The sequence below is a fragment of the Neorhizobium sp. P12A genome, assembly GCF_008365395.1.
Taxonomy (GTDB): domain Bacteria; phylum Pseudomonadota; class Alphaproteobacteria; order Rhizobiales; family Rhizobiaceae; genus Rhizobium.
On the sequence record NZ_QOVX01000001.1, the window covers coordinates 55,086 to 66,831 of the forward strand.

The following is an 11,746-nucleotide window of genomic DNA, read 5'->3' on the forward strand; positions in this document are numbered from 1 at the left end:
ATGGGCTCTTCGCCCGGCACGCATGGCAGGTCTCCTGGCTCGCGGTTTGAGGCGCGGCGACCGGGGCAGACCGAAGTCGGTCGCCTGAGCAGACCGAAACGGTCGCCCCGGGTCGTGCGCCAGCGGGTCGTCCTCGCCTTCCCGGCAGTCATCATGAAAAGGTGGACGATTCGTAGAATTAGAGGCGTCCAACCCCGGCTGATCATGATGCCACGCCAGTGGCTTTTCCGGCTTCCGGTCTTTTTCGCCCGTCCCCACCATTGGGAACCGTCTGCGAAAAAGCTTTAAAACCGGACAGAAGACCCTGACCGCTCTACAGTCGCGGGGTCGGCTGTGATGAAAACGCCCGGCTTGGGTCCGTCCCGTCACATTCCCTTTTCATCCCTTGCGACGACCGCCGCCCGGGAACCATCCGTTATGAAGCCCGATGGTTACGGAAACCGCCATTCCGAGTCAATCGCATTCGGCGGACGGAAAACGGCCGGGACCTTGCCCCGGCAGCCATTATTTTTCGACGCGAGGGGCAATTGGCGGGAAAAAGGAAGAAGATGTCGGTCTTTTGCCGTAATTCTTTGACCTTAGCAGTCTATAGACTGCTTCAAGCTTTCGAATGCCTGTAAAAGTTCGTCCTCCCGATGCTGCAGAAATTCAAACAGCGCCGTTTTGGCGCCCTGTATTCCTTCTTTGATCTCGGCCGCATGAGAGCTGCGTTGCGTCGCAGCGAGCTCGGTATGATCTTTGCCGGCGCTTTCGTCGGGATCACATCCGGCTGCGCGGTCACCGCTATGAGCGTGATATCGCGGACGATGCACACGCTGATCTTCGGTATCGACGACTCAGGGCGCTTGAGTTCGGCGCAGGTTGACGACAAGTTCCTGCTGCTCGCATCTCCTGTTGTCGGCGGCATCGTCCTGGGCCTGATGATCTTCATTCTGGCCAAGACCCGCAAGAAGCCGATGGTCGACCCGATCGAAGCGAACGCCTTGCATGGCGGCCGGCTGTCGCTGACCGACAGCATCCTGGTCGCCGTGCAGAATCTCATTTCGAACGGCTTCGGCGCTTCCGTCGGCCTCGAGGCCGGCTACACCCAGATCGCGGCAGGAATAGCGTCAAAGCTCGGCTACAAACTTCAGCTTCGCCGCTCCGATCTCAGAACGCTCGTCGGCTGTGGCGCCGCCGGCGCCATCGCCGCCGCCTTCAACGCACCGCTGACCGGTGCTTTTTACGCCTTCGAGCTCATCATCGGCACCTATTCGATCATCACGCTGACGCCCGTCGTCGTCTCCGCACTGATCTCCACCCTCGTGGCGCGCCTTCTCTCCGGCAACGATTTCAACATCGACGTCGGCGATTTCGGCAGCGTCGTTCCGGCGGACTATATTCCGGCGCTCTTGCTCGGCGCTTTCTGCGCCGGCGCCGGAATCCTGATCATGCAGGGCGTTTCCTTCATCGAGGAACTGGCGCGAAAGAGCTCCATCGCATTGCCCTTCCGTCCGGCACTCGGCGGTATCGTTGTCGGCCTCCTCGCCCTGATAACGCCGCAGGTGCTTTCGGCGGGTCACGGCGCCCTGCATCTCAATCTCGCCAACACCATCGCAATCCCGACGCTGATCGGCATTCTGCTCCTGAAATCCCTAGCGTCAGCCGTCTCGATCGGCTCCGGTTTCAGAGGCGGCCTGTTCTTCGCCTCGCTTTTCATGGGCGCCTTGCTTGGCAAGATCTTCGCCTATTCCGCCCCCTATTTCGATCACGCGACGCTGACGCCGGTTATCTACGCTGTCGTTGGCATGAGTTCGCTTGCCGTCGCTATCATCGGCGGCCCGCTGACCATGACCTTCCTCGCGCTGGAAATCACCGGCGACTTCCCGATCACCGCGCTGGTGCTTGCCGCCGTCATCACCTCGTCGCTCGTCGTCCGCTCGACCTTCGGCTACTCCTTCGCGACCTGGCGTTTTCACCTTCGCGGCGAGAGCATTCGCAGCGCCCACGATGTCGGCTGGATCCGCAGCCTGACGGTCGGCCGGATGATGCGCGAAGACGTGCGCACCGCCAGCGTCAACATAACGGTCGAGGAGTTCCGCCACGACTTCCCGATCGGCTCGACCCAGCGCGTGATCCTTGTCGACGACGCCGACAAATATGCCGGCATCGTGCTTGTACCTGATATCTACGCAAGCCCGGTGGACAAGAACGACGAAGGCAAGCGCATCGCTGACTTCACCAAATACCGGAACGATTTCCTGCAGCCGCAAATGAACGCCAAGCAGGCGGCCGCAATCTTCGACAAGACCGAGAGCGAAGCGCTCGCCGTTGTCAACAACCTGATCGAACGCAAGGTCGTCGGCCAGCTTTCGGAAAGCTATACGCTGAGGCGCTACGCGGAAGAGCTGGACAGGCGGCGGCGCGAAATTTCGGGCGAACTTTGATTATCCACGGCGATCGCCTTCAGGCCGCCGTATCGCAAATTACTGGCCGGCCTGATTCGGCGCACCGTCGGCGGCATCTTTGCTATCCATTCTGACCACTAGCTTATACGGGCGCTTGCCGTCTTCGTGAACCAGCACCGTCACGGTACATGTGTCGTCATGTGGCCGCACCGACAAAAGACGACCGCCTGACTTCTCAAGCACACGCTCCACGACATCGCTGCAATCCAGAACCCGGTCCGATGCGAACGTCAACCTCGGCCGCGGAAATAGGATCGCAGTGGCAAGCATCGCCGAGACGAACAGGGAGGTCAAAAGGCTGGCCATGTAAAATCTCCTTGTCGGCAGGCGTCGGCAGTCATCGCGGATCAGAATAACGATCTGCGCACCCAGTGCAAAGATTTTACACCGCAAGCAGCCGATCGAGCCAGTCCCTATCAAGGACAGTCTCTAGTTCAGCCGCGACCTCGTCCAATGCGGCGTCGACGCTTTCCCGGTAATTCACCCGCTCTCCGCTAAGACCGAAGCTGCCAAGCAACCCGGCGCGATAGGCATCGCTTGTGAAGAGCCCGTGCAGATAGGTGCCCATGATCCGCCCGTCCGACGATACAGCGCCATCGGGCCGGCCATCGATGACAGCGGATGGCCGGGAGCAATCGGCGCCCTGGGTCACACCTAGATGAATTTCATAGCCCTCAAGGGCCACATCATGCTCGGTCGACCACGCTCGGCTGTTGCGTACGGTCTTCTCCGGCGCCATTTCCGTCTCGATATCCAAAAGGCCGAGACCGGGTGTCTCCAGGACCGCTCCCTCGATGCCGAGCGGATCCCGGACCGTTCGGCCGAGCATCTGGTACCCCCCGCAAATGCCGATGACGCGACCGCCGCGTCTGACGTGCCGGGAAATGTCGCGATCCCATCCCTGCGCCCGCAGGTCCTCCAAGTCGCCGATCGTCGATTTCGAACCGGGTAGAACGACGAGCGCAGCATCGGTAGGCAAAGGCTCTCCGGGCCGCACGAAGACGAGATCGACATCCGGTTCGGCACGGAGCGGATCGAAATCGTCGAAATTGGCGATACGCGGCAGAACCGGCACGGCGATCTTCAGCGCCTGGGACGCGCCGCGCACCAGCCGTTCCAGCACGACGGAATCTTCAGCCGGCAGACGGCCGGCCGCTTTCAGCCAGGGCACGATGCCGAAGCAGGGCCAGCTGGTGAAATCTCCAACCGCTTTGACGCCGTCTGCAAACAGCGAGATGTCACCGCGGAATTTGTTGATGATATAGCCGGAGATCATCCGCCGATCTTCCTCGGCAAGAATGGCATGGGTGCCGACCAGCGACGCAATCACACCGCCCCGGTCTATGTCGCCCACCAGGACGACGGGAACGTTGGCGCGCGTCGCAAATCCCATGTTGGCGATATCGCCCGGCCTAAGATTGATTTCCGCCGGCGAGCCTGCCCCCTCCACGATGACGAGATCAGTCCCGGCCCGTACCGTTGCGAAGCTTTCCAGTACGGCGCCCAGCAATTGCGGCTTCAGCGCCTGGTAATCCCGCCCCTTCGCCTGACCCCAGACCTTTCCCTGCACGACGATCTGGCTGCCAATATCGGACTGCGGTTTGAGGAGCACGGGGTTCATGTGCACGGACGAAGCGGTTCGCGCGGCAAGCGCCTGCAGCCATTGCGCCCGCCCGATTTCGCCGCCGTCCTCGGCCACAGCCGCATTGTTAGACATGTTCTGAGGCTTGAAGGGTCGAACCCTCAATCCTCTATTTGCGGCAAGTCGGCAAAGCCCCGCCACCAATACCGTTTTTCCGACATCGGAACCGGTTCCCTGCAGCATGATGGCCTTGGTCATGAATTGTGACTCCGAGGTTGTGAACCGATCGAAATCGCCGATTCCTGCCTGATTTTCGCCGCAATCGGCCTCGGTCGCAACGCCTCTTCCGAGACAAAAATGCACCATCGCGCAGCGCAGTCTATTTGCGACATTTGATGACGACTTCCTCCATTGTGGGATGTCGGAAACAGGCTTATTTGCGCTGTCAAACAATGCACCAATAACGGCCCTTCGGCCCGGAGGATTACCCCATGCTGTTCGTCTTCAACAACAAGAATTCCATACAGATCGCCTGGGGTGGCAAGCTGCCCTCGCCCAAGCGCGAAAGCCGCGTCAGCGAGCTCGATGTTCGTGTCGGAACGGTCGGCCTGATCCGCACCTATAACGCCGGCTGAACCGCGTCAACAGCGACGCTTCCTTGATCAACGCCCTCCACGCGGGAGGCCGTAAAAACAAAAACCGCGCTTGGCGAACAGCCGTGCGCGGTTTTGTTTAACATGGCCTTGCAATGACACTGCAGAATATGTTGTCTCCGGGACGCAATACCTGATCCGGAGATGCTGCGAGATCACCCGCGGCACCCAAGTCATAGCCAGACATTCTTACCGGATAGTTATCGAGCGCCTAACGAAGAATAAATTTCGTCTTTTTTCTAATTTTTTCATGGCGGTCGCCAATTTTTTCCCACGCCGCGAATAGAATATAAAAGGTCTTCAAAAAGGCGTGACTTTTCCCCGTTTTCGTATCCTGCCGTAGCAAGGGCTGTCCGAACCGGCCCCAATGCTTCATTTCCAGTCGTGAATGCCAGAAATTAGGCTATTTCAGCTAGTTATTGACGCTTCCCGATAGAGCCGTCGAAGGCGGACCATCGCGGAACCAGTTGATTTCTCCCCTCAAATCCTTAGGCTTCTTTGAAGCGATACGAAGATGGCAGGCCGGCGGCAAGGTTCCGCGGGTAAAGAAAAGCAGGCGTATCGCGACAGGGGGCCGAACATGCGCCGTCAGCGGCAATTGCACGGTTAAGCCTTTTGGTGACGCTGACGGGGATCGGCTGGTACAATGCCGGAGCGATCCGCATCTCTAACTGCAAGAACACTGGGAGACATTAAAACATGAAGAAGCTAATCGCTTCCGCCATCTTCGCCGCAAGTGTCTATGCCTTGGCTGGCTCGGCACACGCGGCGGAATGCGGCGACGTATCGATCGCCGAAATGAACTGGGCCTCCGCAGGCGTTGCCGCGCAGGTCGACAAGATCATTCTCGAGAATGGCTACGGCTGCAAAGTGACGCTGGTAACCGGCGACACCCAGCCGACCTTCACCTCCATGGATGAAAAGGGCGAACCTGACGTTGCGCCCGAACTCTGGGTCAACGCCGTGCGCACCGCGCTCGACAAGGCCGTTTCCGAAGGACGCCTGATCGAGGCAGCGCCGCTGCTCAGCGACGGCGGCGTCGAAGGCTGGTGGATTCCGAAGTTCCTTGCCGATGCCCATCCCGACATCAAGACGGTTCAGGATGCCCTGAAGCATCCGGAACTCTTCCCCGCGCCGGAAGATTCGTCCAAGGCTGCGATCTACAATTGCCCGTCGGGCTGGAATTGCCAGATTTCCACCGCAAACCTCTACAAGGCTCTGGGTGCTGAAAAGCTGGGCTTCCAGCTTGTCGACACCGGTTCGGCTGCCGGCCTTGACGGCTCGATCGCCAACGCCTTCGAAAAGAAGACCGGCTGGCTCGGCTACTACTGGGCTCCGACCGCCATCCTCGGCAAGTACGACATGGTTCGTTTGAGCTTCGGCGTTCCGCACGACAAGAAGGAATGGGACGCCTGCACGGCAATCCAGGACTGCGCCAATCCGAAGCTCAACTCCTATCCTGTCTCTGACGTCTTCACCGTCGTGACCAAGTCCTTCTCCGACAAGGCCGGCATTGCCATGGACTACGTCAAGACCCGCAAGTGGGACAACGGCACTGTCGGCAAGGTTCTTGCCTGGATGACCGACAACCAGGGTACGAACGAGGACGGCGCCAAGTACTTCCTCAAGACCTATCCTGACATGTGGACCAAGTGGGTTGCCCCTGACGTTGCTACCAAGGTCAAGGCCTCGCTCTAACGCTTGAATCGGGAAGCGGCGGCCATCTGCCGCCGCTTCTTCCGCATACAGGCATGCGATACACCGATGCCGACAGCAGGGGCATCGCCGAGGTCGCAGAAAGCAAATGGTTTCGCCGGCTATTGTTATAGACGGTAGTATGCAGGCTGAAAAAACCGGTGACAGCCCGCATCGGCCGCCTGATACTGAAGGCCACACGGACAGGCTGGTCCCAAACCGGATAAAAAGGGGAAAGTGATGGCTCTGCAATGCAGTTACTTGCCGGACGTATTGTGCAATTTTCCGGCGATCAGCGACATGTACATCCGTGCAGCGCGCAAGAATATCGACGACGGCTTTCGTGCCCTCGTGCGCACCTACGCCAATATCATAGACGCAATCGTGCAGCCGCTTCAATGGTTCCTGAACTATCTTGAATGGCTGTTTACCAACACGCCGTGGGTGATTGTTCTGATTGTGATGATGGCAGTCGTCTATTTCGCCAGCCGCAACGTGAAGATCGTCATCGGCACGGCAATCTCGATGCTTCTCATCGGCGCCTGTGGTCTGTGGAACGACACCATGGTCACGCTCGCCATGGTGACGGTCTGTACGCTCATCGCCATCGTGATCGGCTTACCGATCGGCATTTTGATGGCGCGATCGGATCGACTGCAGTCGATCGTCAACCCCATTCTCGACGTCATGCAGACGATGCCGAGCTTCGTCTATCTGATCCCCGTCGTGGTCATCTTCGGCATCGGCAAGGTTCCGGGCCTCATCGCCGTCGTGATCTATGCTGTCCCGCCGATGATCCGCCTCACCAATCTCGGAATACGGCTGGTCGACAAGGAAGTACTGGAAGCGGCTGACGCCTTCGGCTCGTCGCATCAGCAGAAGCTGTTCAACGTCCAGATTCCGCTGGCCTTGCCGACCATCATGGCGGGCATCAACCAGACCATCATGATGTCGCTCGCCATGGTCGTTGTCGCCTCCATGGTCGGTGTCGGCGGCCTGGGCAAGAACACGCTTCAGGCAATCAACAACCAGTTCTTCACCGTCGGCTTCATGAACGGCTTTGCACTCGTCGCCATCGCCATCATTTTCGACCGCACCAGTCAGGCTTATGGCAGACGGCTTCAAAAGCATTCGGAGGTCATTCATGGCTAGTCACGCGATCCAGATCAAAAACCTCTACAAGATCTTCGGGCAGCACGGCGCTAGGTTCGTCGACATGGTCAAGCAGGGCGTCAGCAAGACCGAACTCAACGAACAGCACGGCCATGTTCTCGGATTGCAGGACATCAATATCGACATGCCGGCCGGCGCCATCACCGTCGTGATGGGCCTGTCAGGCTCGGGAAAATCGACCCTGATCCGACACATCAACCGCCTGATCGAGCCGACAACAGGCGAAGTGCTTTATGACGGCGTAGACGTCTGCAAGATGAACGAAAACGATCTGCGTGAATTCCGCAGACACAAGACGGCGATGGTGTTCCAGAAATTCGCGCTGCTGCCGCACCGCACCGTCATCGAAAACACGATCTACGGCCTGCAGATCCAGGGCGTGCCTCGCGGCGAAAGCGAGAAGAAGGGCCGCCACTGGATCAACCGCGTCGGCTTGAGCGGCTTCGAGAACCATTATCCGAACCAGCTTTCCGGCGGCATGCAGCAGCGCGTCGGCCTGGCACGGGCGCTCACCAACGATGCCGACATCCTGCTGATGGACGAAGCCTATTCGGCACTCGACCCGCTCATCCGCGTCGACATGCAGAGCGTGCTTCTCGACCTGCAGAAGGAACTGAAGAAGACTGTGGTCTTCATCACCCACGATCTCGACGAGGCACTACGGCTTGGCGACAGGATCGCGATCCTGCGGGACGGCAAGGTCATCCAGCAGGGAAGCGGCCAGGAAATCGTCCTCAACCCGGCCGATGACTACATCACCGCCTTCGTGAAGGAAGTGAACCGCAGCCGCGTCCTCCAGGTTCGCACGGTCATGAAGCCGTTCGCCGGCGAGACACAGGGTCCCCGAATTGCCGCCGACACCATCCTGGAGGTCGCCGCCAAGGAGATGACGAGCGCCGGTCACTCCCTCGCCCTCGTCACTGACGCTGGCGGCAGGCCGATCGGCACGATCGATTTGCACACGATCATTGCCGCGATGGTAACCCCGGCGAGCCACGAGAAGGCCCAGATGGCTGCAGCCTGAAGCTTATGGATCCAGCCGCGTCGAAAGCGCCCCCTCGGGCGCTTTCCTTTTGTCCACGGCACGGTTGAAATCATATAAAGATATCTTTATGTATATATTCGCTAACGACACCGAGGAAACATCATGACCGCAGCAAATCCGCTGACCGATCTTCTTGCCGAAAAGGGCGTGCTTCTCGCCGACGGCGCGACGGGAACGAATCTTTTCGCGATGGGCCTCGAAGCAGGCGAAGCACCGGAACTCTGGAACGAAAGCGCCCCGGAGAAGATCACCAAGCTGCATCAGGACTTCGTCGATGCCGGCGCCGACATCATTCTGACCAACACCTTCGGCGGCACCCGCCACCGCCTGAAGCTGCACCATGCGCAGGATCGGGTCCACAGCCTCAACAGACAAGCTGCCGAGATCGCCCGCGCCGTTGCCGACAAGGCAGGCCGCAAGGTAATCGTTGCCGGCTCCGTCGGCCCGACCGGCGAACTGCTGATCCCGCTTGGCGCGCTGACCTATGAGGACGCCGTTGCGGCTTTCGTCGAGCAGATGGAAGGCCTGAAAGCCGGCGGCGTCGATGTTGCCTGGATCGAAACCATGTCTTCGCCGGAAGAGATCCGCGCGGCAGCCGATGCTGCAATCAAGACGGACCTCCCCTATACCTACACCGGCTCCTTCGACACTGCCGGAAAGACGATGATGGGTCTGCATCCGAAGGATATCCACGGCGTCGCTAAGGACATCGCCGGCGGCCCGCTTGCGGTCGGCGCCAATTGCGGCGTCGGCGCGTCGGACATCCTTTCAAGCCTGCTCGACATGACCAATGCCGATCCCGATGCGATCGTCATCGTGAAGGGCAATTGCGGTATTCCCGAATATCGCGGCGCCGAAATCCACTATTCCGGCACGCCGCCGCTAATGGCCGACTATGCCCGACTTGCTCGCGACGCCGGCGCGAAGATCATCGGCGGCTGCTGCGGCACGTCATGCGGCCATCTGGCTGCAATGCGCCAGGCGCTCGACGACTACACTCCCGGCCCGCGCCCGACGCTCGAAACCATCATCGAGCGCATCGGCCCGATGCGGAACAAGACCGCCGACGAAAGTGGTGCCGCACCGGCCCGCGAAAGACGTCGTCGGGGCTGATCGCACCCATGAAGCGGAGGCGTTCGCGCCTCCGCAAGCCTGACGAAAGCCGATCCCGTCATAGTCCGCCGACAGACTCACCTGCATGAGGCGGAATTCGACATGACGGCTACGGCAACCTCCTTCCCCGACCGCGAAACCGTTGCGGTCAGGCTTTCCGGCTTTGCGGAAACCGACAAATCCTTCCTCATGCTTCTGATGGAAAACCCGCTGCAGGACGACAGCCTGATCGACGGGCTGCATCGCTATCTCGATCTCGCCGCAGGCGCCTCCTTCCTCAATAGCCTGAAGCTGGAGAGGCTCGGCGAATGGCTTGGCAACAACGCCCCCGACCGACTGCAGATCCGATTGATGGAAGCGGCTAAGTCGAGCCAGCATCCGGCCTTCGCTGCCTTCCATATCGGTCTAAAACGGGCGGGCGGGCTTGAGCGAGCCTATCCATCGGTGTGAATCAAGGGAAGCTGCCGGGCAGCATCTCGGTGACGGCGATGATCGGCCCGAGAGGAAACAGGCCGTCGCGACGCTGCCAGTCCGGTATGTCGACGCTGGAAATGCTGCCATCGAGAAACAGCGCGTTCGGGCAGCCAAGCGCGTCACGAAACAGCGTCGCGAAATCGTAGAACCGGACGGCATCTTCCGAAAGAGCGAAGATCACCTGCCCGGCTCCATTCACGCCCACGCCGTTTCTCGTCTTCAAGCTCGTGCTGTCTACGAGGAAGGATGGATGCAGCTTGCCGTCGATAACAAGCATCGGGCCGGATTGCGTGGCGTAGAAGGGCTTGATGCCTGACGTGGCGAAGGCCTTGGCCTCCATCACGCCTGCCTTCCCGGGCTCGATATAGAAGACGCCATTCGGTAACAGGTGAAAATTGCCCCAGCCGCTATTGGTGTTGAGTGCCTTCATCTGCTTGAAGTTCTCGACATAGAGGCCGACCGGCCCCTGCGCGTCGTCATACATTCCGCCGTTCATCGCGAAACGCACATAAGTCCGATCCTGCCGCAGGTCGTTTTCCAGCGCCCGGAACGATCCATAGGGCTTGCCGCTGCGGTCATATTCGTAAAGCCGGATGCCGGAGGTGGCGGGATCGAAGGTACAAACCGTGTAATGGGCGCCGAGATAGTCGAGTCTCCGGCAGCCTTCATCCGCCCAAGCCGCCTGAGCCGCTAGCCACAAGATCAATGCAATCGTCAAACGAATCAAAATCGCGCTCCGGTTCCGCATCTACACAGATTCGAAAAAATGCGGCAAAAGCGAAGACGTTTTTTGCTTAGAGAGAAAGTGCCGCCATGTGGAAGGCCAATTGTTCGGGCGGATATTGGTAGCTGACGCCTATGGGGCAAGCCGCTCTTGCGAGACACCCCTTCTTCACGCAGCCTGCCTGCCCCTCGCCGCTCCGCAAATGCGACCGGCAATCCGCGACGCTGAAGCCGGATGACGTGACTGCATTGACCGGACAGTGCGAAAGGCACGGCTTGGTCTCGCATCGATCGCAGGGATGCTCCGTCGTCACAGGCGCCGACGCGATATCGAGCGCTACGCCAAATCCCAGCGCACCACGATACCCATGCCAGAGCCCGTATTCCAGATGAATCAAGATACCCAGCGGTGAGGCCCGCAAACCCTCCGCCCGCATCGCCCATTGCTGAAACGGCTGCCAGGGCGGATCGGAGGGGAAATAGGCGGTCGCGCCGGAACGCGCCGCCACCGGACCAATCACGGCCTTCGACCAATCGTCGAGCGGATCGAGACGCTGAGTATTTTCCGGCTGTGCACGCCAACGAGAAAACGGCTCCCAGATGGAGCCGCCGATATTGCCGAGCAGAATGACGGTTCGCGCCTGCGTCCCGTTATTCAATGCCGGCCCATCGCCGTCGAAGCCGATGACGCCGCGCAGGAATATCCCATGCGGCTCAAGGGCTGCCTTTAGATCCGACAGCAAAGCGGGACCGCCATTCATCGCGGTCCCCTATATCCATAGTGCGGCCGCCAGACCTCTTTCTGAATGAGATCGGCAACCCGCACCGCACCGCCTTGCTC

General features: G+C 59.8%; 11 protein-coding genes and 1 riboswitch. Of the genes, 7 read left to right on the plus strand and 4 right to left on the minus strand.

Translation table 11 applies throughout. The annotated features are described in order from the left end of the window. Nucleotides 1-6 precede the first annotated feature (6 nt). A riboswitch (cobalamin riboswitch) is annotated at nt 7-428 on the minus strand. Nucleotides 429-635: 207 nt separating this feature from the next. Then, nucleotides 636-2,426, plus strand: a complete 1,791-nt coding sequence (locus DTW90_RS00265) for a chloride channel protein (RefSeq protein WP_149335949.1) — start codon at nt 636-638, stop codon at nt 2,424-2,426. Nucleotides 2,427-2,465: 39 nt separating this feature from the next. On the opposite strand, the gene DTW90_RS00270 is transcribed toward DTW90_RS00265, so the two are convergent. Together DTW90_RS00270 and DTW90_RS00275 are read right to left on the minus strand one after the other, a co-directional pair. Beyond that, entirely contained in the window at nt 2,466-2,753 is a 288-nt protein-coding gene (locus DTW90_RS00270; protein WP_149335950.1) for a hypothetical protein, read from the minus strand. Between the two features lie 76 nt (nt 2,754-2,829). After that, nucleotides 2,830-4,287 (minus strand): cobyric acid synthase, encoded by a 1,458-nt coding sequence (locus tag DTW90_RS00275; RefSeq protein ID WP_149335951.1) that lies wholly within the window; start codon nt 4,285-4,287, stop codon nt 2,830-2,832. A 233-nt stretch (nt 4,288-4,520) separates the two neighbouring features. On the opposite strand from DTW90_RS00275, the gene DTW90_RS36960 reads away from it, so the two are divergent. The 6 genes from DTW90_RS36960 (at nt 4,521) to DTW90_RS00300 (ending at nt 10,158) form a co-directional block, all read left to right on the plus strand. Continuing rightward, nucleotides 4,521-4,664 (plus strand): hypothetical protein, encoded by a 144-nt coding sequence (locus DTW90_RS36960; protein ID WP_165927861.1) that lies wholly within the window; start codon nt 4,521-4,523, stop codon nt 4,662-4,664. Nucleotides 4,665-5,381: 717 nt separating this feature from the next. Next, nucleotides 5,382-6,380, plus strand: coding sequence for an ABC transporter substrate-binding protein (locus tag DTW90_RS00280; protein WP_149335952.1), 999 nt, complete (start codon nt 5,382-5,384; stop codon nt 6,378-6,380). Nucleotides 6,381-6,617: 237 nt separating this feature from the next. Further along, on the plus strand, nt 6,618-7,529 hold the full coding sequence (locus tag DTW90_RS00285) for a proline/glycine betaine ABC transporter permease (protein ID WP_149335953.1): 912 nt from the start codon (nt 6,618-6,620) through the stop codon (nt 7,527-7,529). Further along, a complete protein-coding gene (locus DTW90_RS00290; RefSeq protein WP_149335954.1) occupies nt 7,522-8,574 on the plus strand; it encodes a glycine betaine/L-proline ABC transporter ATP-binding protein in 1,053 nt (350 codons plus the stop codon). The genes DTW90_RS00285 and DTW90_RS00290 overlap by 8 nt, the downstream gene beginning before the upstream one ends. Before the next feature lie 120 nt (nt 8,575-8,694). Then, complete coding sequence (gene bmt, locus DTW90_RS00295) at nt 8,695-9,708, plus strand: betaine--homocysteine S-methyltransferase (protein WP_132523995.1); 1,014 nt, start codon at nt 8,695-8,697, stop codon at nt 9,706-9,708. 102 nt (nt 9,709-9,810) lie between these two features. Continuing rightward, the gene (locus DTW90_RS00300) at nt 9,811-10,158 is read left to right on the plus strand and encodes a hypothetical protein (protein ID WP_149335955.1); all 348 of its coding nucleotides are present in this window, start codon (nt 9,811-9,813) and stop codon (nt 10,156-10,158) included. A 1-nt stretch (nt 10,159) separates the two neighbouring features. On the opposite strand, the gene DTW90_RS00305 is transcribed toward DTW90_RS00300, so the two are convergent. Together DTW90_RS00305 and DTW90_RS00310 are read right to left on the minus strand one after the other, a co-directional pair. Beyond that, the gene (locus DTW90_RS00305) at nt 10,160-10,900 is read right to left on the minus strand and encodes a phosphodiester glycosidase family protein (RefSeq protein ID WP_246664892.1); all 741 of its coding nucleotides are present in this window, start codon (nt 10,898-10,900) and stop codon (nt 10,160-10,162) included. 76 nt (nt 10,901-10,976) lie between these two features. Beyond that, nucleotides 10,977-11,666 carry a 4Fe-4S dicluster domain-containing protein gene (locus DTW90_RS00310; protein ID WP_149335957.1) on the minus strand — a complete coding sequence of 230 codons (690 nt, stop codon included), beginning with the start codon at nt 11,664-11,666 and terminating at the stop codon, nt 10,977-10,979. Between the last annotated feature and the right edge of the window lie 80 nt (nt 11,667-11,746).